Annotated in this window: 24 protein-coding genes; 21 read left to right on the forward strand and 3 right to left on the reverse strand. The window is 63.4% G+C overall.

Going from position 1 to position 22,145, the window contains the following annotated elements; all coding sequences use genetic code 11:
* Position 1: 1 nt before the first annotated feature.
* Positions 2–820 (reverse strand): posphoenolpyruvate synthetase regulatory kinase/phosphorylase PpsR, encoded by an 819-nt coding sequence (ppsR, locus tag AWB78_RS33155; RefSeq protein WP_062610852.1) that lies wholly within the window; start codon positions 818–820, stop codon positions 2–4.
* A 59-nt stretch (positions 821–879) separates the two neighbouring features.
* On the opposite strand from ppsR, the gene AWB78_RS33160 reads away from it, so the two are divergent.
* The 4 genes from AWB78_RS33160 (at position 880) to AWB78_RS33175 (ending at position 5,202) form a co-directional block, all read left to right on the forward strand.
* Positions 880–1,020, forward strand: a complete 141-nt coding sequence (locus AWB78_RS33160; RefSeq protein ID WP_157697694.1) for a hypothetical protein — start codon at positions 880–882, stop codon at positions 1,018–1,020.
* 290 nt (positions 1,021–1,310) lie between these two features.
* A complete protein-coding gene (gene ppsA, locus AWB78_RS33165; RefSeq protein ID WP_062610854.1) occupies positions 1,311–3,728 on the forward strand; it encodes a phosphoenolpyruvate synthase in 2,418 nt (805 codons plus the stop codon).
* Positions 3,729–3,824: 96 nt separating this feature from the next.
* Complete coding sequence (locus AWB78_RS33170) at positions 3,825–4,256, forward strand: NfeD family protein (protein ID WP_062610855.1); 432 nt, start codon at positions 3,825–3,827, stop codon at positions 4,254–4,256.
* Between the two features lie 19 nt (positions 4,257–4,275).
* Entirely contained in the window at positions 4,276–5,202 is a 927-nt protein-coding gene (locus AWB78_RS33175; protein ID WP_062610856.1) for an SPFH domain-containing protein, read from the forward strand.
* Positions 5,203–5,244: 42 nt separating this feature from the next.
* Here the strand turns inward: AWB78_RS33175 and smpB are convergent, their stop codons facing one another.
* Positions 5,245–5,694 (reverse strand): SsrA-binding protein SmpB, encoded by a 450-nt coding sequence (smpB, locus tag AWB78_RS33180; RefSeq protein ID WP_062610857.1) that lies wholly within the window; start codon positions 5,692–5,694, stop codon positions 5,245–5,247.
* A 119-nt stretch (positions 5,695–5,813) separates the two neighbouring features.
* Between smpB and AWB78_RS33185 the strand changes: the two genes are divergently transcribed.
* Both AWB78_RS33185 and AWB78_RS33190 read left to right on the forward strand, forming a co-directional pair.
* Positions 5,814–6,251, forward strand: coding sequence for a type II toxin-antitoxin system RatA family toxin (locus tag AWB78_RS33185; protein WP_062610858.1), 438 nt, complete (start codon positions 5,814–5,816; stop codon positions 6,249–6,251).
* The gene (locus tag AWB78_RS33190) at positions 6,248–6,574 is read left to right on the forward strand and encodes an RnfH family protein (protein WP_062610859.1); all 327 of its coding nucleotides are present in this window, start codon (positions 6,248–6,250) and stop codon (positions 6,572–6,574) included. The genes AWB78_RS33185 and AWB78_RS33190 overlap by 4 nt, the downstream gene beginning before the upstream one ends.
* 6 nt (positions 6,575–6,580) lie before the next feature.
* On the opposite strand, the gene AWB78_RS33195 is transcribed toward AWB78_RS33190, so the two are convergent.
* Positions 6,581–7,561 carry a DMT family transporter gene (locus AWB78_RS33195; protein ID WP_062610860.1) on the reverse strand — a complete coding sequence of 327 codons (981 nt, stop codon included), beginning with the start codon at positions 7,559–7,561 and terminating at the stop codon, positions 6,581–6,583.
* A 214-nt stretch (positions 7,562–7,775) separates the two neighbouring features.
* Between AWB78_RS33195 and guaB the strand changes: the two genes are divergently transcribed.
* The 15 genes from guaB (at position 7,776) to AWB78_RS46920 (ending at position 22,091) form a co-directional block, all read left to right on the forward strand.
* Positions 7,776–9,236, forward strand: a complete 1,461-nt coding sequence (gene guaB, locus AWB78_RS33200; protein ID WP_062610861.1) for an IMP dehydrogenase — start codon at positions 7,776–7,778, stop codon at positions 9,234–9,236.
* 35 nt (positions 9,237–9,271) lie between these two features.
* A complete protein-coding gene (locus AWB78_RS33205) occupies positions 9,272–10,099 on the forward strand; it encodes a hypothetical protein (RefSeq protein WP_062610862.1) in 828 nt (275 codons plus the stop codon).
* A gap of 166 nt (positions 10,100–10,265) precedes the next feature.
* Positions 10,266–11,849 (forward strand): glutamine-hydrolyzing GMP synthase, encoded by a 1,584-nt coding sequence (gene guaA / locus AWB78_RS33210; protein ID WP_062610863.1) that lies wholly within the window; start codon positions 10,266–10,268, stop codon positions 11,847–11,849.
* Positions 11,850–11,884: 35 nt separating this feature from the next.
* The gene (gene thpR, locus AWB78_RS33215; protein ID WP_062610864.1) at positions 11,885–12,460 is read left to right on the forward strand and encodes an RNA 2',3'-cyclic phosphodiesterase; all 576 of its coding nucleotides are present in this window, start codon (positions 11,885–11,887) and stop codon (positions 12,458–12,460) included.
* Positions 12,461–12,549: 89 nt separating this feature from the next.
* Positions 12,550–13,113 carry a D-alanyl-D-alanine dipeptidase gene (gene ddpX / locus AWB78_RS33220; protein WP_062610865.1) on the forward strand — a complete coding sequence of 188 codons (564 nt, stop codon included), beginning with the start codon at positions 12,550–12,552 and terminating at the stop codon, positions 13,111–13,113.
* A gap of 49 nt (positions 13,114–13,162) precedes the next feature.
* Positions 13,163–14,731: an ABC transporter substrate-binding protein gene (locus tag AWB78_RS33225; RefSeq protein WP_232477976.1), complete on the forward strand. Its 1,569-nt coding sequence runs from the start codon at positions 13,163–13,165 to the stop codon at positions 14,729–14,731.
* Positions 14,732–14,754: 23 nt separating this feature from the next.
* Positions 14,755–15,795, forward strand: coding sequence for an ABC transporter permease (locus AWB78_RS33230; RefSeq protein ID WP_096031884.1), 1,041 nt, complete (start codon positions 14,755–14,757; stop codon positions 15,793–15,795).
* A gap of 19 nt (positions 15,796–15,814) precedes the next feature.
* A complete protein-coding gene (nikC, locus tag AWB78_RS33235) occupies positions 15,815–16,726 on the forward strand; it encodes a nickel transporter permease (RefSeq protein WP_062610875.1) in 912 nt (303 codons plus the stop codon).
* 1 nt (position 16,727) lies between these two features.
* The gene (locus tag AWB78_RS33240) at positions 16,728–17,588 is read left to right on the forward strand and encodes an ABC transporter ATP-binding protein (protein ID WP_374729505.1); all 861 of its coding nucleotides are present in this window, start codon (positions 16,728–16,730) and stop codon (positions 17,586–17,588) included.
* Positions 17,588–18,346 (forward strand): ABC transporter ATP-binding protein, encoded by a 759-nt coding sequence (locus tag AWB78_RS33245; protein ID WP_062610869.1) that lies wholly within the window; start codon positions 17,588–17,590, stop codon positions 18,344–18,346. Before AWB78_RS33240 ends, AWB78_RS33245 begins: the two co-directional genes overlap by 1 nt.
* Before the next feature lie 278 nt (positions 18,347–18,624).
* The gene (locus AWB78_RS33250; RefSeq protein ID WP_062610870.1) at positions 18,625–19,017 is read left to right on the forward strand and encodes a DnaJ family domain-containing protein; all 393 of its coding nucleotides are present in this window, start codon (positions 18,625–18,627) and stop codon (positions 19,015–19,017) included.
* The gene (tadA, locus tag AWB78_RS33255; RefSeq protein ID WP_062610871.1) at positions 19,014–19,604 is read left to right on the forward strand and encodes a tRNA adenosine(34) deaminase TadA; all 591 of its coding nucleotides are present in this window, start codon (positions 19,014–19,016) and stop codon (positions 19,602–19,604) included. The genes AWB78_RS33250 and tadA overlap by 4 nt, the downstream gene beginning before the upstream one ends.
* The gene (ldcA, locus tag AWB78_RS33260) at positions 19,598–20,521 is read left to right on the forward strand and encodes a muramoyltetrapeptide carboxypeptidase (RefSeq protein WP_198399405.1); all 924 of its coding nucleotides are present in this window, start codon (positions 19,598–19,600) and stop codon (positions 20,519–20,521) included. Before tadA ends, ldcA begins: the two co-directional genes overlap by 7 nt.
* Positions 20,522–20,820: 299 nt before the next feature.
* Complete coding sequence (locus tag AWB78_RS33265; RefSeq protein ID WP_062610873.1) at positions 20,821–21,567, forward strand: GntR family transcriptional regulator; 747 nt, start codon at positions 20,821–20,823, stop codon at positions 21,565–21,567.
* Between the two features lie 356 nt (positions 21,568–21,923).
* The gene (locus AWB78_RS46920; protein WP_157697695.1) at positions 21,924–22,091 is read left to right on the forward strand and encodes a hypothetical protein; all 168 of its coding nucleotides are present in this window, start codon (positions 21,924–21,926) and stop codon (positions 22,089–22,091) included.
* The last annotated feature ends 54 nt before the right edge of the window (positions 22,092–22,145 follow it).

A 22,145-nucleotide genomic window follows, 5' to 3' on the forward strand; every position in this document is an offset into this window, starting at 1 on the left:
ATCAGTAGTAGGAAGGCCGCTCCGGCTTGATTTCCTGCAGGATCGTCGTGGCGATTTCCTCGATCGACTTGTGCGTCGAGGAAAGCCACTTGATGCCTTCGCGCTTCATCATCATTTCGGCTTCGTTGATCTCGTAGCGGCAGTTTTCGAGCGCCGCGTACTTGCTGCCGGGACGGCGCTCGTTGCGGATCTCGGCGAGCCGCTGCGGATCGATCGACAAACCGAACATCTTCGTCCGATGCTCGAGCAGGGGCGTAGGCAGCTTGCCGCGCTCGAAGTCTTCGGGAATCAGCGGATAGTTCGCCGCCTTCACGCCGTACTGCATCGCGAGATAGAGGCTCGTCGGCGTCTTGCCGCTGCGCGATACGCCCACGAGGATCACATCGGCGTCGGCGAGATTGCGGTTCGACTGGCCGTCATCGTGCGCGAGCGAAAAGTTGATCGCCTCGATGCGGTTCTTGTATTCCTCGGTGTCGGCGTTCTGATGCACGCGGCCCATCGCGTGCGTCGACTTCATTTCCAGTTCGTGCTCGAGCGGCTCGATGAAGGTCTGGAACATGTCGAGCACGAGCGCGTTGCAGCCCTTGACGACCTCGTTCGACGCACTGTCGACGAGCGTGGTGAAGACGATCGGCCGGCGGCCATCGAGTGTGACGGTTTCGTTGATCTTCTCGACCGTCGCATAGGCCTTGTCGATCGAATCGACGAAGGGCACACGCACGAGCCGGAATTTTTGATCGAACTGGGCCATGATCGAATGCGCGAAGGTTTCGGCAGTGATCCCAGTACCGTCGGAGACGATGAATACGGAAGGCGGCATCGCGAAAAAACCAAATGGGGAACGAGTTGGGGCGGGCGCGCTCAAATCCCGACACGCGGATGACGCCGAAGGCAGCGTCCGGCGCGGCGGACCAGAGCGCCTGTGTTACATTGGTCGCCTGCGTGGTTGCTGGCGTTCCAGACGGCGTCAAAGACCTCGATTTTGCCGTGGAATTACTGACTCTGCCGAAACAAAACTGAGAATCGGCACGGTAGAATAGCGGCAACCTGTTCGATAAGCAATTGCGGACAAATTGATTCGGATTTTCGTCAAATCGCGATCGTTTCGTCGGTTTTGGCAGCAAAAACCCACGTTTTCGAGCAGATTCCCGACGTTCCCGCTTCTTTTTGCAACGCGCTCCGGTTCCGGAGGCGTGCTCCCCGAAGGTTTATCAAACAGGTTGTGCGAGATGCGCCGGTGCTTCCAATGAGCGCCGCCGCATATGAGCCCACTCGTGCGATCGTGAATTCCATCCACCTTAGGGGCTTGTATGACTAACGCAGTCAATGTTGCGAACGATGTCGCAAAGGATCAGGCGTATGTAGTTCCATTCGAGCAGTTGCGAATGACCGACGTGGAAATCGTCGGTGGCAAGAACGCGTCGCTCGGCGAAATGATCAGCCAGCTTTCCGAAGCCGGCGTTCGTGTGCCGACGGGCTTTGCCACGACTGCGCTCGCCTTTCGCGACTTCCTGCAGCACAACGACCTGACCGACCGCATCGCCAAACGTCTCGAGACGCTCGACGTCGACGACGTGAAGGCGCTCGCCGAAGCCGGCAAGGAAATCCGCCAGTGGATCGTCGATGCGCCGATGCAGCCGCGCCTCGAAGACGAAATCCGCCGCGGCTTCGACATTCTCCAGAACAGCTCGCCCGAAGAGCTTTCGTTCGCCGTGCGCTCGTCCGCGACCGCCGAGGACTTGCCCGACGCATCCTTCGCGGGCCAGCAGGAAAGCTATCTGAACGTGGTCGGCATCGAGGACGTGCTCGATCGCATGAAGCACGTGTTCGCGTCGCTCTATAACGACCGCGCCATTTCGTATCGCGTCCACAAGGGCTTCACGCATGCTGAAGTCGCGTTGTCGGCGGGCGTGCAGCGCATGGTCCGCTCGGACGTCGGCGCGGCGGGCGTGATGTTCACCATCGACACCGAATCGGGCTTCAAGGAAACCGTGTTCATCACGTCGAGCTACGGCCTGGGCGAAACGGTCGTGCAGGGCGCGGTGAATCCGGACGAGTTCCACGTCTTCAAGACCACGCTCGAGCAGGGCAAGTATCCGATCATCCGCCGCTCGATCGGCTCCAAGCTCATCAAGATGGAATTCACGAAACCGGGCGAGCCGGGCCGCGTGAAGACCGTCGACGTGGCGCACGAGCAGCGCAACCGCTTCTCGATCACCGACGAAGACGTGATCGAGCTCGCGAAGTACGCGGTGATCATCGAGAAGCACTATCAGCGTCCGATGGACATCGAGTGGGGCAAGGACGGCCGCGACGGCAAGATCTTCATCCTCCAGGCGCGCCCGGAAACGGTGAAGAGCCAGGCGTCCGGCAAGGCCGAGATGCGCTTCAAGCTGAAGGGCCAGTCGAACGTTCTGGCCACGGGCCGCGCGATCGGCCAGAAGATCGGCGCGGGCCCCGTGCGCGTGATTCACGATCCGTCGGAGATGGAACGCGTGCAGCCGGGCGACGTGCTCGTCGCCGACATGACCGACCCGAACTGGGAACCGGTGATGAAGCGTGCATCGGCGATCGTGACGAATCGCGGCGGCCGTACCTGCCACGCGGCGATCATCGCGCGTGAGCTGGGCGTGCCGGCGGTCGTCGGCTGCGGCGACGCGACGGATATCCTGAAGGACGGAGCGCTCGTCACGGTATCGTGCGCGGAAGGCGACGAAGGCAAGATCTACGACGGCCTGCTCGAAACCGAAGTGACGGAAGTGCAGCGCGGCGAACTGCCGAAGATTCCGGTCAAGATCATGATGAACGTCGGCAATCCGCAACTCGCGTTCGACTTCGCGCAGTTGCCGAACGCAGGCGTGGGTCTGGCTCGACTCGAGTTCATCATCAACAACAACATCGGCGTACATCCGAAGGCGATTCTGGAGTACCCGAACATCGATGCGGACCTGAAGAAGGCGGTCGAGAGCGTCGCGCGCGGTCATGCATCGCCGCGTGCGTTCTATGTCGACAAGCTGACGGAAGGCATCGCCACGATCGCGGCGGCGTTCTATCCGAAGCCCGTCATCGTGCGTCTGTCGGACTTCAAGTCGAACGAGTACAAGAAGCTGATCGGCGGTTCGCGCTACGAGCCGGACGAAGAGAACCCGATGCTCGGCTTCCGCGGCGCGTCGCGTTACATCGCGGAAGACTTCGCCGAGGCGTTCCACATGGAATGCATCGCGCTGAAGAAGGTGCGCGAGGAAATGGGTCTGGACAACGTGCAGATCATGGTGCCGTTCGTGCGTACGCTGAAGCAGGCGGATCGCGTGGTCGAACTGCTCAAGAAGTTCGGTCTCGAGCGCGGCAAGAACGACCTGAAGCTCGTGATGATGTGCGAGGTGCCGTCCAATGCGATTCTCGCCGAACAGTTCCTGGAGCGCTTCGACGGCTTCTCGATCGGTTCGAACGACTTGACGCAGCTGACGCTCGGCCTCGACCGCGATTCCGGCATGGAGCTGCTCGCGGCGGATTTCGACGAGCGCGACGAAGCGGTGCAGTTCATGCTCAAGCGCGCGATCGAAACGTGTCTGAGGCTGAACAAGTATGTCGGCATTTGCGGTCAGGGTCCGTCGGATCATCCGGACCTCGCCGAGTGGCTGGCGAAGCAGGGCATCGAGTCGATGTCGCTGAATCCGGACACGATCATCGACACGTGGCAGCAACTGGCGAAGACCTTGTCAAAATAAGTTGATGACGCACCTTTCCACTTGCTTTCGGATTGGTGCAGCGTGCTATAAAAACACCCCGGACTGTTCCGGGGTGTTTTCGTTTGGAGACCGGCGATGGAAACGAGCGGACTGATCTGGTGGATCGCGGCGGGCGCGCTGATCGTCGCGGAGCTGTTCACCGGAACGTTCTATTTGCTGATGATCGCGCTCGGAATGATCGCGGGCGGCATCGCGTATTGGGCCGGCGCGTTGCCGCATGTGCAGATAGGCGCGGCGGCTGTCATCGCGCTGATCGCGGTGGCGGTGCTGCGGCGCTCGCGCTTTGGCAACTGGAAGCGGCGCAGCGACGCTTCGCGCGATGCGGCGGTCAATCTCGACATCGGCGCGACGCTCGAAGTGGATCAATGGCGCGATGGCCACGCGCGCGCGATGTATCGCGGCGCCCAGTGGGACGTCGAACTCGCGCCGGGAGAAACAGAAGGCGCGCGCTTCTATCGCATCACGGCGCTCGACGGCAACCGGCTGATCGTCGCGGCCAAACGCTAGTTCCATAAGGAGAAAAACAATGTACTTCGCGCTTATCGTGCTCGTCATCGCGATCGTGATCGTGATGAACACGGTCAAGATCGTTCCGCAACAACACGCCTGGGTGCTGGAGCGGCTCGGCCGCTATCACGCGACGCTCACGCCGGGGCTCAACATCGTGCTGCCGTTCGTCGATCGCATCGCCTACAAGCATGTGCTGAAGGAGATTCCGCTCGAAGTGCCGAGCCAGGTGTGCATCACGCGCGACAACACGCAGCTTCAGGTCGACGGCGTGCTGTACTTCCAGGTCACCGACGCGATGAAGGCCTCGTACGGATCGAGCAACTTCGTGTTCGCGATCACGCAGTTGTCGCAGACCACACTGCGCTCCGTCATCGGCAAGCTGGAACTCGACAAGACGTTCGAGGAGCGCGATTTCATCAATCAGAGCATCGTGAACGCGCTCGATGAAGCCGCGTCGAACTGGGGCGTGAAAGTGCTGCGCTACGAGATCAAGGATCTGACGCCGCCGAAGGAAATCCTTCACGCGATGCAGGCGCAGATCACCGCGGAGCGCGAGAAGCGCGCGTTGATCGCGGCATCGGAAGGGCGCAAGCAGGAGCAGATCAATCTGGCGTCGGGCGCGCGCGAGGCGGCGATCCAGAAGTCGGAAGGCGAACGCCAGGCGGCGATCAATCAGGCGCAGGGCGCGGCATCGGCGATCCTCGCGGTGGCCGAGGCGAATGCGCAGGCCATTCAGAAAGTCGGCACGGCGATTCAAACGGCAGGCGGCATGGAAGCGGTGAACCTGAAGATCGCGGAGCAGTATGTCGGCGCGTTCGGCAATATCGCGAAGACGGGCAACACGTTGATCGTGCCGGGCAACCTGTCGGACATGAGTTCGATGATCGCATCGGCGTTGACCATCGTGAGGGGCGAGGGCGGCGGCGTCATCAAGAAAGGCTGACGCGGGAGAGCAATCGGGGCGCTGAAAGGCGCCCCGATTCGTTTAGCGTGCAGCCGTGCGCATCAAGCGGGCGCGTTCGCGATCCCAGTCGCGCTTCTTTTCGGTCTCGCGTTTGTCGTGCAGCTTCTTGCCCTTCGCCAGGCCGATCTCGCATTTCACGCGGCCTTCCTTGTAATGGAAGTTTAGCGGCACGAGCGTATGGCCGCGCTGTTCGACCTTGCCGATGAGCTTGTCGATCTGATCGCGATGCAAAAGCAGCTTGCGCGTGCGCACCGGATCCAGATTCGCGAATTTCGACGCCTCGGGCAAAGGACTGATATGCGTGCCGATCAAAAAGAGTTCGCCCTGCTTGATGACGACGTAGCCTTCCTTGATCTGCCCACGGCCCGCGCGCAGCGCCTTGACTTCCCAGCCCTCGAGCACGAGACCGGCCTCGTAGCGCTCTTCGATGAAGTAATCGAAGAAGGCTTTTCTGTTGTCGATGATGCTCATGAATGGAAAGTGCTCAACTCGTTTAAAATCCTGATTTTAGCAGCGCGCGGGCGGGCATTCGAACTGCCGCCATGTTCTCATGCGCGTTGCCGCCCAATTAAGCCACCGCTGCGCCCTATATGGCAGACGTCCAGAAAACCGTATTGATCCGCCATTCAGCGGAAGAAATGTTCGACCTCGTCACCGATGTCGCCGATTACCCCAATTTCCTGCCCTGGTGCGGCGGCGTCGAAATCGGCCGCCAGGACGAGAACGGCATGGAGGCAAAGATCGACATCAGCTTCAAGGGCATCAAGCAGCATTTCGCGACGCGCAACGTGCAGAAGCGTCCGACCAATATCGATATGGAGTTCCTGAGCGGCCCTTTCAAGAAGTTCACCGGCTACTGGCGCTTCACGCCGTTGCGCGCGGATGCTTGCAAGATCGAGTTCGCGCTGCACTACGAGTTCTCCAACGTGATCCTTGAAAAGCTCATCGGGCCGGTGTTCAGCCATATCGCGAACACGTTCGTCGATTCCTTCGTGAAGCGCGCGGATCAGCGCTACGGGAAGGCATGATGCAGATCGACGTTTGCTACGGCCTGCCCGATGGCGCGAGCTTTCTCGCGCACGTCGATCTGCGCGAGGGCGCGACCGTGCGCGATGCGATCGAGGCGAGCGGCGTGCTGCGCGCGCATCAGGATATCGATCTGACCGCGCAGAAGGTCGGCGTCTTCGGCAAGCTGAAGCCGCTCGACGCGGCGCTCGCCGATTTCGATCGCGTCGAGATTTACCGGCCGCTGAAAGTGGATCCGAAGGCCGCGCGCCAGCGTCGCGTCGACAAGGCGCGCAAGGCGGGGTCCATCGAAGGGCGCAAGTGGCAGTCGAAGGATTCGCGCTGAGCCGCTTCAGTGCGCGGGCGCTTCCTTCGGGGTTGTCGGCGCGGGCCCGATCGTATGCTGTCTGACCGACCAGATCACGCCGACGAGCAGCAGCACGATCGCGAGCACTTCGGGCGTGCGCGGCCAGCGGCCATCGTAGACGAAGGCGTAGAGCAGGGCGAAGAGCGTTTCGAACACGATCATCTGGCCCGACAGCGTCAGCGGCAGGCGCTTCGCCGCCGCGTTCCACAGCATGTTGCCGAGCCACGAGCCGCCCGTCGCGAGCGCAAACGACACGATCCAGAACAGATGCCAGCGCGCGGCCGGCACGCTCGCCTGCACGGTGCCAGCGGGCAGCATCCAGACGATCGCGCCGAGCAGCGCCCCCAGCAAGCCCGTCACGATGCCCCATAGCACGGACCACTCGTTGCCGTCGAAATGACGGTTCGCCTGCAGATAGCGCGCGTTGACGACCGCGTACCAGGTCCACGACGCGAGCGCGCCGAGCGCGCAGGCGAGGCCGGTCAGGCGCGTGAGCACGCTCGTCCCGTGCTCGCTCGCCGATGAGGGCGCGAGGACGTCGCTGAACACGTCGAGATTGATGCACGCGATGCCCGCCAGCACGAGCAGCAAAGGCCCGACGAGCCGGCGGAGGTCGACCGCGCCGTGATCGCGGCGTCCGGCGAGCGTGACGGTCACGGGCAGAATCCCGACGATGAGCGACGCAGGCGCGACACCCACGAGTTGCACCGCGCTCGCGAGCAGCATGTAGTAGAGCAGGTTGCCGACGAGCGCCAGCTTCACCAGCGCGATGAAGTCGGCGCGCGTGAGCTTGGCCATGAGTCTGCGCGCGAACGGCAGCGCGACCGCGAGCGATACGGCGCCGTACATCAGATAGCGCCCGATGGAAAGCGTGAGCGGCGAGAAATCCGGCAAAAGCCGAGGCGCGAGAAAGATGAATCCCCAGATTGCGCCCGCCGACATTCCATACACCACACCGCGTTGCATTTCCCGACTCCCTGCCGTTATTTCGATTGACGGCGCGAAGCGTATCACGCGGCCCCGGGCGGCCGTCTTGTCGAAAACTGCACAGCGCAAAAGGGCCGCAATGAAGCCCGCGCGCGGCCCGAAATTTGCCTCCGCGTTAGCTAAGCTGCTGTTCGGGCAGTGAAAATGCAGGGAACTATCGGTATAATCTGCTTTTGCGCCCATAGGATTTGCCATGCGTCTGATCCAGAAAGCACTCACGTTCGATGACGTGCTCCTCGTGCCCGCCTTCTCCAGCGTTCTCCCGCGCGATACCAGCCTGAAATCACAGCTGACTCGCAACATTTCCCTGAACATGCCCCTCGTGTCCGCCGCCATGGACACGGTTACCGAAGGCCGGCTCGCCATCGCGATGGCGCAAATGGGCGGCATCGGCATCGTCCACAAGAATCTCACCGCCAAGGAGCAGGCCCGCGAAGTTGCGAAGGTAAAGCGCTTCGAGTCGGGCGTCGTGCGCGATCCGATCACGGTTCCGCCGCAAATGCGCGTGCGCGAAGTCATCGCGCTGACGCAGCAGCACGGCATTTCCGGCTTCCCGGTGGTCGAAGGCGCGCAACTGATCGGCATCGTCACCAACCGCGACCTGCGTTTCGAAGAGCGTCTCGATGAGCCGGTGCGCAACATCATGACGCCGCGCGAACGTCTCGTAACGGTCAAGGAAGGCACGTCGCTCGCCGAGGCGAAAGCGCTGATGCACAGCCATCGCCTGGAGCGCGTGCTGGTCGTCAACGACGCGTTCGAGTTGCGCGGCCTGATGACGGTGAAGGACATCACCAAGCAGACCGAAAACCCGGACGCCTGCAAGGACGAAGACGGCAAGCTGCGTGTGGGCGCGGCCGTCGGCGTCGGTGCGGACAATGAAGAGCGCGTCGAGCTGCTGGCGCAGGCGGGCGTCGACGTGATCGTCGTCGATACCGCGCACGGCCACAGCCAGGGCGTGCTCGAGCGCGTGCGCTGGGTCAAGCAGAACTATCCGCACGTGCAGGTCATCGGCGGCAATATCGCGACGGCGGCGGCGGCCAAGTCGCTCGTCGAGTACGGCGCGGATGCGGTGAAGGTCGGCATCGGTCCGGGCTCGATCTGCACGACGCGTATCGTCGCGGGCGTGGGCGTGCCGCAGATCACGGCCATCGCCAACGTGTCCGAAGCGCTGCGCGGTACGGGCGTGCCGGTCATCGCGGACGGCGGCGTGCGCTTCTCGGGCGATGTCTCGAAGGCGCTGGCGGCGGGCGCGAACGTCGTCATGATGGGCAGCATGCTCGCGGGCACCGAAGAGTCGCCGGGCGACGTGTTCCTGTATCAGGGCCGCCAGTACAAGTCGTATCGCGGCATGGGCTCGGTCGGCGCGATGAAGGACGGCGCGGCGGACCGCTACTTCCAGGACAACTCGGCGAACATCGACAAGCTCGTGCCGGAAGGCATCGAAGGCCGCGTCGCCTACAAGGGCTCGGTCAACGCGATCCTGTTCCAGATCGTCGGCGGCGTGCGCGCGAGCATGGGCTATTGCGGCTGCCGCACCATCGACGAGATGCACGAGAAGGCAGAATTCGTGCAGATCACGGCGGCCGGCATGCGCGAGTCGCACGTGCATGACGTGCAGATCACGAAGGAAGCGCCGAACTATCACGTCGACTAACGTCGATTAACGTCGACTCACCACGTGGATCGATCATGAAACCGTTGCTGCGGGTCGTACTGGTCGTCAATGCCCTGATCTTCGTCGCGTTCGGCCTGCTGTTTCTCCTGACGCCGTGGGCGGGCTTGTACGGCGCGCTGCAACTGGATTCGATCCGCGTCCAGCCCGCGTTCGGCGGGCAGTTGCTCGGTCTCGCGCTCCTCGGTCTGGCGTGGCTCGCGTTTCATGCGGCAGTCGATGGCGCCTTGACGGCCCGCGCCGCACGCGTCTCGGGTCATGTCGAATGGCTCTCGGGCGTCGTGGTGCTGGTGTGGCTGCTCGGGCTGCATTCGCCCCAGGTCGACGGCTTCGGGCAGATCAGCGCGGCGGTGGTCGGCATCGTGCTGCTGGTGCTGGGTCTGGGCAGCGTGAGGCTGTCGTCGGCGGTGCGCCGGCAGGAGCGCGCGGCGCAGGCCGGCGCGGCATCGGCGCGACGTGCGGAGAAGAAGGCGGCGGAGAAGCGCGAGGACGTTCGCGCGGCCGCCACGGTCTCTCCGGCGCGCGTCGAGCCTGTCGATACCACGGTGCGGCCTTCCGCCCGTGCACCAGGGGCGACTGCCATCGACCCGGTTTCGGGCCGCGCGATCGATTCGTCGGGGCGTCCGCTCGATGCTGCGTCGCCGGTTGCGTCCGCCGCCGTGCGCGCGCATCCGGACGGCGCCGTCGATCCCGTCACGGGCGGCACGCTCGACCCGCAGACGGGACGCGCGGTCGATCCGGTCACGGGCCGGCGCATCGAGCCCGTCATCAGCGGCGAGATCGATCCGGTGACGGGCAGGAGAGTGGATCGGCTCGCGCCCGATGCGGGCCGCGCACCACGTTGAGGGCGCGCAGCGCATGCCGCAAGCCACGCAATCCCGGCAGCAAGAACACGCAAGACAACCACGGTCGGCCTTCGCGCCGGCCGTCGATTTATATGCAGGCGGGCCGCGTGACATCGCGGCCGGCATCACAAGACACTATTCGTTCACTTAGCCTTTGGCCGCAGCCATGCACGACAAAATCCTGATTCTCGATTTCGGCTCCCAAGTCACCCAGCTGATCGCCCGTCGCATCCGCGAGTCGCACGTTTATTCGGAGATCCATCCGTACGACGTCGATGAGACCTTCATCCGCGAATTCGCGCCGAAGGGCATCATCCTGTCGGGCGGGCCGAGCTCGGTCACCGAGGCGAAGTCGCCGCGCGCGCCGCAGATCGTGTTCGATCTCGGCGTGCCGGTGCTCGGCATCTGCTACGGCATGCAGACCATGGCCGATCAGCTCGGCGGCAAGGTCGAACTCGGCAACGTGCGTGAATTCGGCTATGCGGAAGTTCAGGCGCTGAACCACACGGGCTTTCTCGAAGGCATCGAGGATTTCAAGAGCGGCCAGGACGAGTCGATGCTCAAGGTGTGGATGAGCCACGGCGACAAGGTGGTCGACCTGCCGGCGGGTTTCAGGCTGATGGCGTCGACGCCTTCGTGCCCGATCGCCGCGATGGCCGACGACGACCGCCGCTTCTATGGCTTGCAATGGCATCCGGAAGTCACGCACACGGTGCAGGGCAAAGCGATGCTCGACCGCTTCGTGCTGGAGCTGTGCGGCGCGAACGCCGACTGGGAAATGGGCCATTACATCGACGAGGCGGTGGAGAAGATCCGCGCGCAGGTCGGCAGCGAGCACGTCATTCTCGGTCTGTCGGGCGGCGTGGATTCGTCGGTGGCGGCGGCGCTGCTGCATCGCGCGATCGGCGATCAGCTGACCTGCGTGTTCGTCGATCACGGCCTCTTGCGTCAGAACGAGGCGGAGCAGGTGATGTCCACATTCGCGGACCATCTGGGCGTGAAGGTGATTCACGTCGATGCGAGCGAGGAATTCCTGCAGAAGCTTGCAGGCGTGACCGATCCCGAGGCGAAGCGCAAGATCATCGGCGCGGAGTTCGTCGAGGTGTTCCACAAGGAATCGGACAAGCTCACCGATGCGAAGTGGCTCGCTCAGGGCACGATCTATCCGGACGTGATCGAATCGGCGGGCAAGGGCAAGAAGGGCGCGCACACGATCAAGAGCCACCACAACGTGGGCGGTTTGCCCGAGACGCTGAACCTGAAGCTGCTCGAGCCGCTGCGCGAGCTTTTCAAGGACGAAGTGCGCGAACTCGGCGTGAAGCTCGGTTTGCCGCACGCGATGGTGTATCGCCATCCGTTCCCTGGGCCGGGCCTCGGCGTGCGGATTCTCGGCGAAGTGAAGCGCGAGTTCGCGGATCTCTTGCGCCGTGCGGACGCGATTTTCATCGAGACGCTGCGCAACACGATCGATAAGGAAACGGGCAAGTCGTGGTACGACCTGACGAGCCAGGCGTTCGCGGTGTTCCTGCCGGTGAAGAGCGTCGGCGTGATGGGCGATGGGCGCACGTATGAGTACGTCGTCGCGCTTCGTGCGGTGCAGACGCTCGACTTCATGACCGCGCATTGGGCGCATCTGCCGCATGAGCTGCTCGGGCACGTGAGCAACCGCATCATCAATGAAGTGCGCGGGATCAATCGGGTGGTGTATGACATCTCCGGGAAGCCGCCAGCGACGATCGAGTGGGAGTGAGGCGCCTCACTTCGCGTTGACGGCGAGTCGGGCGCATGAGTGACGCCGCGCCCGATCGCGAGCGGAGCGAGCGCATCACCGACTCCCTCTTCTTCGCGCTTTATCCCGACGACCGCGCTGCCGCTCGCATCGCCGAACTGGCGTCGCGCTTGCGCATCGAGCACAAGCTGAAGGCGAGGGCGATTCCATCGGATCGCCTTCACGTCACCTTGCATTACCTCGGCGCCTTCGCGGGCGTTCCCGCCGATGTGCTCGCGCGGGCGCGCGCCGCGGCATCGCAGATCGCATTGCCGCCGGTCTCAGTGACTCTCGACCGCATCGAAAGCTTCTCGGGCCGTCGCGCGAAGCGTCCGCTGGTTCTTTCGGGCGACGTCAACGAGCCACTCGACGCACTCGAACAAACCCTCGGCGCCGCGCTCGATAGCGCCGGCGTTTCAACGAAACGCCATCCCCGCTTCACGCCTCACGTGACCTTGCTCTACGACGAGCATCGCGTCCGGAGCCAGCCCGTCGTACCCATCGCATGGACCGCGCACGAATTCGCGCTGGTCCGCAGCTTCCTCGGCAAATCGCAACACGAAGTGCTCGCGCGCTGGCCGCTCGCATCGTGAATTCAGAAAAGCCAACGGCGGAAAGGGTTTCGAAGATTTTTGTAACGCGTTAAGGTTCGTTTATCGAAATCAGAGCCGCGCGCGTTCCCATGACTCGATCCCGCCTGCTGCACATCACGCCCGAAACCCACGACGTCCAGATCGATCTCGTCTACGCGACCGATCGCAACTTCACCGGCAAGCCAATCTACAAAGCCCAGCACTGCCTTTTGCTGGAGCCCGCCGAAGCCGCGTTACGAAAAGCCGTCGACATCGCGCGCAGCATCGGCATGACGCTCAAAATCTTCGACGCCTACCGCCCGCCGCAAGCGCAAAAAGTGCTGTGGGACTTTCTGCCCGATCCCAACTTCATCGCCGAACTGGGGCGCGGTTCGAACCATAGCCGCGGCACGGCAGTCGATCTCACGCTCGTCGATCGCGAAGGCAACGAGCTCGACATGGGCACCGGTTTCGACGCGATGGTCGTCGAATCCGAGCATTTTCACGCCGGCCTGCCGGAGCAGGTGCAGCGCAATCGCACGCTGTTGCTCGGCGTCATGCACGGCGCGGGCTTCACGCACATCAAAAGCGAGTGGTGGCATTACGAATTGCCGGGCTCGCGCGAACTTGCCTTGATCGACAACGAAGAAAGCGGCCCGCTGCGGCTCATGTAATCCGATATCCACAGGACGACATCACATGAAAAAGGCATTGGCAGCGGTCATGCTTGCATCGGCGCTGACGGCATTCGCAGGCTTGCCGGGCGCGCAGGCGGCCACGCCGAAGGACATGTTCGTCATGGCGACCCTGCTCGATGAATTCACGTCGCTCGATCCCGGCGAGATCTACGAGCTCGTACCGGAGGAATACGTCGCGAATACCTATGACCGTCTGGTGCGCGTCGACCTGAAAGATCCCTCGAAATTCAATGGCGATGTGGCCGAGTCCTGGACCGTGAGTCAGGACGGCCTCACGGTCACGTTCAAGATCCGCCCGGGTCTCAAGTTCCACTCGGGCAATCCGCTCACGGCCGACGACGTCGCCTGGTCGATCCAGCGCACCGCGCTGCTCGACAAGGGCGCCGCGGCGGTGCTCGCGGGCATCGGGCTCACGAAGGCCAACGCGACGCAGAACGTGAAGAAAATCGACGACGCCACCGTTTCCGTCACGACCGATCGTCGCTACGCGCCCACGTTCGTGCTGAACGTGCTCGGCGCGTGGCCGGCGTCGGTGGTGGATCGCAAGCTGGTCGAATCGCATGCGAAGGGGAATGACTACGGCAACGAGTGGCTCAAGACCAACGAAGCCGGCTCGGGCGCCTACAAGCTCGTCAAGTGGACCGCGAACGACAGCATCGTGCTGCAGCGCTTCGAAGGCTATCGCATTCCGCTCGCGATGAAGCGCGTCGTGCTGCGTCACGTGACCGAAGCGGCGAGCCAGCGCCTGATGATCCAGAACGGCGATATCGACGTCGCGCGCGATCTCTCTCCCGACGACCTCGACACGCTCTCGAAGAACGGCGTCATCAAGGCGACGGCCATCCCGCAGGCGACGCTCATGTATCTCGGCCTCAACAACAAGAACCCGAATCTCGCGAAGCCGGAAGTCTGGGAAGCGATGAAGTGGCTGATCGACTATCAGGGCATTCGGAAGAACGTGATCCGCACGACCTACAAGGTCCATGAAACCTTCCTGCCCGAAGGCTTTCTCGGCGCGCTGAACGAAAACCCGTATCACCAGGATGTCGCGAAGGCGAAGGCGCTGCTTGCGAAGGCCGGACTGGCGAACGGCTTCACCGTGAAGATGGACGTGCGCAACGATTACCCGTACAGCGAAATCGCGCAGGCGGTGCAGGCGAATCTCGCGCTCGCCAACATCAAGGTGCAGCTCATGCCGAGCGACAACAAGCAGACGCTCGGCCGCTATCGTGCGCGGGCGCACGACATTTACATCGGCGAATGGTCGGCGGACTACATCGATCCGCATAGCAACGCGCAGGGCTTCGTGTGGAATCCCGATAACTCGGATGCATCGAGCTACAAGATGCTCGCGTGGCGCAACGCATGGGACATTCCGCAACTGACGAAGGAAACCGACGCCGCGCTCGCCGAAAGCGATACGAAAAAGCGCGCGCAGCTGTACGAGAAGATGCAGCGCGAAGTGCTCGCGAAATCGCCGTTCGTCATCATGTTCCAGAAGGTGTCGCAGGTGGCGGCGCGTCCGGGCGTGACCGGCCTCGAAGTCGGGCCGATCAACGATCTCGTGTCGTACCGCAACATCAAGAAGCAGTGAGCACGGTTCCGCTCATCGACCGCATGCGGGCCGCGAGTGCGCGGCGCGGCGGCGTGCGCATCGCGCTGGCATTGCTACGCTGGATCGCGATGCTCGCCATCACGTTCACGGGTCTGCTCGCGATCACGTTTTTCATCGGCCGAAAGATTCCGATCGATCCGGTGCTCGCGATTCTCGGCGACCGCGCATCCGCGACCGCTTATGCGGCCGCGCGATTGCGGCTCGGGCTCGACAAGCCGCTCATCGATCAATTCCTGATCTACGCGCGCGACGTGCTGCACGGCAATCTCGGCATGTCGTTGCTGACGGCGAATCCCGTCATCGACGATATCAGACGCGTCTTTCCGGCGACGCTCGAACTCGCGACGCTCTCCACCGTTATCGGCGTGGCGATCGGCGTGCCGCTCGGCGTCGCGGCGGCGGTGAAGCACAACCGCATCGTCGATCACATCGCGCGGGTGATCGGCCTCGCGGGCAGTTCGGTGCCCGTGTTCTGGCTCGCGCTGATGGGCCTGTTGCTCTTCTACGCGCGGCTGCACTGGGTGTCCGGGCCAGGGCGCATCGATCCGCTTTACGACGGCATGGTCGATACGCGCACGGGCAGCCTGCTGATCGATTCGCTGATTGCGGGCGAATGGGACGTCTTCAGGAACGCGTTCTCGCATATCGCGCTGCCGGCGAGTGTGCTCGCGTTTTATTCGATCGCGTATCTGTCGCGCATGACGCGCTCGTTCATGCTGGAGCAACTGAGCCAGGAATACGTGACGACAGCGCGCGCCAAGGGGCTGCCCGAGCGGCGCGTGATCTGGCGTCATGCGTTCGGCAATATCGCGGTGCCGCTTCTCACGGTGATCGCGCTCGCGTACAGCTATCTGCTCGAAGGTTCGGTGCTGACGGAGATCGTGTTCGCGTGGCCGGGCATCGGCTCGTATCTGACGGGCGCGTTGCTCAACGCCGACATGAACGCCGTGCTCGGCAGCACGCTCGTGATCGGCGCGACGTTCATCGCGCTGAACCTCTTGACCGATGCGCTCTATCGCGTGTTCGATCCGCGGTCGCGCTGACATGGAGGACTTTGCGCAGATGAACCCTCCGCGAACGGGCTTGCGCGCCTGGCTTCTGACGGATACCCCCGCGTCGCCGTGTCAGGCCGCGCTCGGGCGCGCGTATCGGCGCTGGCGGCGGTTCGCGTCGAATCCGTTGAGCATGTTCGGGCTGGCCATTCTCGTCTTGCTCGTCGTGGTCGCGGCGGTCGGGCCGATGCTCGTTACGCAGGATCCCTTGCAGCAGGTGCTCGCCGAGCGCCTCACGCCGCCGAACGCGGCGCACTGGTTCGGCACCGATCAGCTCGGCCGCGATATCCTTTCGCGGCTCGTGCACGGCTCGCGTCTCACGCTCGCGATCGCGATGCTCGTCGTCGTGCTCGTCGTGCCGGTCGGCCTTCTGATCGGCACGGTGGCGGGTTATTGCGGCGGCATCGTCGATACGGTGCTGATGCGTCTCACCGATGTCGCGCTCGCGTTCCCGAAGATCGTGCTCGCGCTCGCGTTCGCCGCCGCGCTCGGGCCGGGCGTGCTCAATGCGGTGATCGCACTGTCGATCACCGCGTGGCCGCCGTATGCGCGTCTCGCGCGCGCGGAATCGCTGCGGCTCGCGCAGGCCGATTACATTCACGCGGCGCGTCTGCAAGGCGCGTCGTCGTTGCGTATTCTGCTGCGCTATATCGTGCCGCTGTGCTCGTCGTCGGTGATCGTGCGCGCAACGCTCGACATGGCGGGCATCATTCTCGCCGTCGCGGGGCTCGGCTTCCTCGGGCTGGGCGCGCAGCCGCCGAGCCCGGAATGGGGCTACATGGTCGCGGCGGGCCGCAACGTGCTGCTCGACGCGTGGTGGGTCGCGACGATTCCCGGCCTCGCCATCCTCGCGGTGAGCCTCGCTTTCAACCTGCTCGGCGACGGTCTGCGCGACGTCTTCGACCCGCGTCATGGAGGCTGACATGTCGTCGACGCCGCTCGCGGAAATCGAACGTCTGGAAGTTTCGTTCGCCGGCCACGACGGCGTGCTCATGCCCGCCGTGCGCGGCGTCTCGCTGACGGTGCGGCGAGGCGAGCGGCTCGGCATCGTCGGAGAATCGGGCTCGGGCAAGTCGCTGACGGGGCGCGCGCTGCTCGGGCTCTTGCCGCCCGAGGCGCAATGGTCGGCGAAGGCGCTGCGTTTCGAGGGGCAAGACCTGCTCGCGATGCGCCCGAAAGAGCGTCGGCGCTTGTGCGGCACGCGCATGAGCATGATCCTGCAGGACCCCAAGTACTCGCTCAATCCGGTGATGACGGTCGCGCAGCAGATGCGTGAAACCTTCGTGCGGCAGGGCGTGAAAGAGAGCAGGCGCGCGCTTCGTGAACGCATCGTCGCGGCGCTGGAAGCGGTGCATATCCGCGAGCCGCAGCGCGTCGCGGATGCGTATCCGCACGAGTTGTCCGGCGGCATGGGCCAGCGCGTGATGATCGCGATGATGGTCTCGGCCGGCCCGCGCCTCCTGATCGCCGACGAACCCACGAGCGCGCTCGACGTCCTCGTGTCGATGCAGGTGCTGTCCGTGCTCGACGAGATGATCGAGCGTCACGACACCGGGCTCGTGTTCATCAGTCACGACCTGCCGCTCGTGATGTCGTTCTGCGATCGCGTCGCGGTCATGTACGGCGGCCGTGTCGTCGAAACGTGTGCGGCGCGCGATCTCGCGCACGCGACGCATCCGTACACGCGCGGGCTGCTGGAAGCGAATCCGCCGCTCGACAATCCACCCGACGAGTTGCCGACGCTGCGCCGCGACCCGGCCTGGCTCGATGAAAGGACATCGTGATGATCGACATCGAGCGCGCGCGCATCCGCTTCAGGACGAAGACCGGCCACGTCGATGCCGTTCGCGATGTTTCCCTGCGCGTGGAAGAGGGCGAAGTGTTCGGGCTTGTCGGAGAATCGGGCAGCGGCAAGTCGACCATTCTGCGCGCGCTCGCCGGACTGACACCGCTAGCGGGCGGAAGCATACGCGTCGGCACGCGCGCCGCACGGCGCGACGTGCAGATGGTGTTTCAGGACCCGTACGGCGCGCTGCATCCGCGCTTCACCGTCGACAAGACCTTGCGCGAGCCGCTCGCGATCAACGGCATCGGCGACGAGGACGCGCGCATTCTCGATGCGCTCGCGGAAGTCGGCCTCGGCCCGGCGTTTCGCTTTCGCTATCCGCATCAGTTGTCGGGCGGACAGCGCCAGCGCGTGTCGATCGCGCGGGCGTTGATCGTCGAGCCGCGCGTGCTGCTGCTCGACGAGCCGACGTCCGCGCTCGATGTCTCCGTGCAGGCGGAAATCCTCAACCTGCTGCGCCGCCTGCACCGCGAACGCAAGCTCACGATGATCCTCGTGAGCCATAACCTCGCGGTGATCGGTTTTCTCTGTCAGCGCGTCGCGGTGATGCGCGATGGCGAAATCGTCGAGCAACTTGGCGTGGATGCGGTGCGTTCGCGCGATGTCGCGCACGAATACACGCGGCGCCTGTTGCTCGCGACCGAAGGCTACACGCGCGAAAGCGGAGCGCGTCTCGACAGCGGGCAGGGTGGATAGACATCGTACAAGCACAAATGTTGTGGTGCGGTCAACGAATGTTGCGCAAACGACGCATAAGCACGCAGATAAGTCCGGTATACGGCCTTGCGCTCCAAACGCGCGTGCCCCGGACGGAAACCGCACCGTAGCCGCTGATAGAATAGGCTTTTGGAGTGTCGAGACGTGCCGAACAACGCATCAGCGTGTTTTTCCGGCTGCCTTCCGACTTCGAGCTAACCAACGGAAATCGTGACAGACCGCGCCCGTTCGCGGGTGAAAGCCGGTCGTAATCCCCGATGAAATTGCTAGATGCTTTGGTCGAACAGCGGATCAATGAAGCCGCTGCGCGTGGCGAGTTCAACAACCTGCCGGGCGCGGGCGCTCCGCTCCACTTCGACGACGACGTCCTCGTGCCCGAGGAAGTGCGTGTCGCCAATCGAATCCTCAAGAATGCGGGCTTCGTTCCGCCTGCCGTCGAACAGCTCCGCGCACTGCGCGGCCTTCAGGAAGAGTTCGACCGCGTGACCGACCCCGCCGCACGTTGTCAGTTGCAAGCCAGGATGCTCGCGCTCGACATGGCGCTCGAATCGTTGCGCGGCGGCGGTTGCGTGCCGCACGAGTACCGTCGGCGTATCGCGGAGCGGCTCTCGGAGCGCGCGCTGTCCCGCGTCGCGCTCGAAACCAAGTGATCGCGACGCCGCCCGGCGCTGCGCCAGACACGCTTCCCATCGCGGATTCTCCGAGCGAGCGCGATCGCCGCTTCATGGCGCTCGCGCAGCGTGCCGCCGACGAAGCCCGTCGCGCGGGCGAGGTGCCCGTGGGCGCGGTGATCGTGCTCGGCGATGAAGTCATCGCCACGGGTTTCAATCATCCGATTCGCGGGCATGATCCGTCCGCGCATGCAGAAATGGCCGCGCTGCGCGCCGCCGCGCAAAAGCTCGAAAACTACCGTCTGCCAGGCTGCGAACTCTACGTCACGCTGGAGCCGTGCCTGATGTGCGCGGGCGCGATCATGCACGCGCGGATAGCGCGCGTCGTGTTCGGCGCCGCCGATCCAAAGACGGGCGCGTGCGGCAGTGTCGTCGACATGTTCGCGAACGGGCAGCTCAATCATCACACGGCCGTGACAGGCGGCGTGCTCGCCGACGAATGCGCACACGCGCTCAAGAATTTCTTCGCGGAGCGCCGCAGACTCGCGCGGGAAGAGCGTGACGCACGCCGGGCGCGCGAAGCCGGCTTCTCCGATCCCACAACGAATTCAACGACAACATCGTGAAATCACGCACCATCGACCTCGTTGCGCCTTCTGGTTATCCGCACGATCCGGCGGCTGTGGACCGCGGCATCGGGCGGCTGCGCAGGGAAGGGCATCGCCTGGAGAACGTCGATGCGACGCGGCGGCGCTTCCAGCGCTTTGGCGGCACCGACGCCGAGCGCGCGGCGGACCTCAATCGCCTCGCCGATCCTTCGCGCCGGTTGCCTGACATCGTACTGGCGGTGCGCGGCGGCTATGGCGCGTCGCGCATCCTGCACGGGCTCGACTACGACGGTCTGCGCAGGCTCGCCGATCATCCGGTCGCGCTCGTCGGCCACAGCGATTTCACGGCGATCCAGTGCGCGCTCTTCGCGCAAGCCGGCGTGAAGAGCTTCGGCGGCCCGATGTTCGCGGGCGATTTCGGCGCCGAGCAGGTGAGCTCGTTCACGATGCAGCACTTCTGGAACGCGATCTCGCATTCGAGCTTCACGATCACGAGCAAGACGCCGCAGAGCCAGCCCGTCGATGTCACGGGCATGCTGTGGGGCGGCAATCTGGCGATTCTGGCGTCGCTCGTCGGCACGCCGTATCTGCCGCCGGTCGAGGGCGGGATTTTGTACATCGAGGATGTGAACGAGCATCCGTTTCGCATCGAGCGGATGATTTATCAGCTGCATCAGTCGGGCGTGCTTGGCCGCCAGGAGGCGATCGTGATGGGCGAATTTTCCGGCGGCCGGCTCTCGGACTACGACAACGGCTACTCCCTCGACGCGATGATCGAGCAGGTTCGTTCGGTGATCGGCATTCCGGTGGTGACGGGATTGCAGTTCGGTCACATCGAGAATCTGCTGACGCTGCCGTTCGGTGCAACGGCGCACCTCGTCGCCACGGAGCGGGGGTTCACGTTGAAGCTGTCCGATTATCCTCATCTCGCTTGATGATGGCTCGAGAGGCGCTCCCGGCGGGCGCCTAATTTTTGACTTTTTCGCGCAACTAACGGTCTTTGTTTCTCTCGTCCACTAAATGTCGACACGCCGCTGCTAGGCTTGAAATTGTCGACAAAAAAGTGCTGGCAATGCTGACAAAAACTTGTGAAATTGGCTGTGAGCCTTATCAGGACTGGGGATTCATGTCAGCGGCGCGATGGAAACCCGCCTGAGCGACGCCAGTCACCAAAATGAATTGTTGACAATCTTTATGTCGATCCTAAGATGCTTAACATGCAAGCGAGCACATCATGTCCGACACCAACCGTAGTGCTGCATCGAACGCTTCAGCGGCTGCTCCGAACGGGGTGAATGCCGAGTCGATCGCCGAGAACATCCGCGCCGCGATCCTCGAGCATCGTCTCGCGCCGGGCGCCAAGCTGACCGAAGCGCAACTGTGCGAGGTGTTCGCCGTGAAGCGTGGCACGGTCCGCCAGGCGCTCGCGCAACTGGCGAACGAACGGCTCGTCGATCTGGAGCCGAATCGCGGCGCGTTCGTCGCGAGTCCGTCGCTGCAGGAAGTGCATGAAGTGTTCGAAATGCGCCGCATCATCGAGCTGGCCGTGGTGGAGCGGATCGCGCAGGGTCACGGCACGCGTAGGCTCAAGTCGATCGGCGCGACGATCGGCAAGGAGCGCCGCGCATTCGAAAGCCACGATTTTTCCTCGTGGATCCGGCTCTCCGGCGAGTTCCATACCGAACTCGCAGCGCTCACCGGCAATACCGTGCTGTGCGAATGCCTGTCGGGACTCGTCGCGCGTTCGACGCTGATCTCGGCGCTGTACGAATCGCTCGGCAAGAGCTCGTGCTCGTTCGAGGATCACGAACAGATCCTCGCCGCGCTGGATGCCGGCGAAGCGGTCCAGGCCGCCGATCTGATGGCGCAGCATCTTCGCGATGTCGAACTGAAAATGCTGGAGCGCCCGGCGCGTGGCGCGGTCGATCTGAAGGAAGTTTTCGCGAGACCCACGGAGCGCGAGAAGGCGCTCGATACGTAAGGCATCGGAACGGCAGATCGAGGAATCTGCCATTCATGGAACAAAGTACGACTAAATAAAATTGGAGACCGTGCCCCACGCATTGCGCCGGGCGCGCGGAGAGTTGCACGCACAAAAAATCCGCAGCGTGCATCGCATCGAACAGGACGCTCGCGTGAGCGTGAAATGAAAACCGCGACAGGGCGGGCGTGCAGGGCAGATGCCTCGCGCGCTCTTGGTTCCAGGCCCTCGAGCGAAAACGCAAATCCAAAGAATACCGCGCTGATTCGAGACATCGGCGAAGGTATCCGATTGAAGCTTGTCACTCGAGCATTTGCAGTTTTTTCATTACGCAAGCAGCCAATGAAGGAGACGTCATGGCCCAGTTCAGTGCATCCGGCAGCTCAGCTCTGCCGCAATACGAAGAGCAGACATCGCACGATCCGAATCTGCCCGCCGGTTACAGCGACCGGCTCTACAACGAGGACCTCGCCCCGCTCAAGAACCAGACTTGGGGCGCATATACTGACTGGTGCATCAAATAGTGCTCTTTTTTCTCAGGCAGCGTAACGGACGTGTCTTTCCTTAAAGAGATTGCG

The organism is Caballeronia calidae, from assembly GCF_900044055.2.
In the GTDB taxonomy this organism is placed as follows: Bacteria; Pseudomonadota; Gammaproteobacteria; order Burkholderiales; family Burkholderiaceae; genus Caballeronia; species Caballeronia calidae.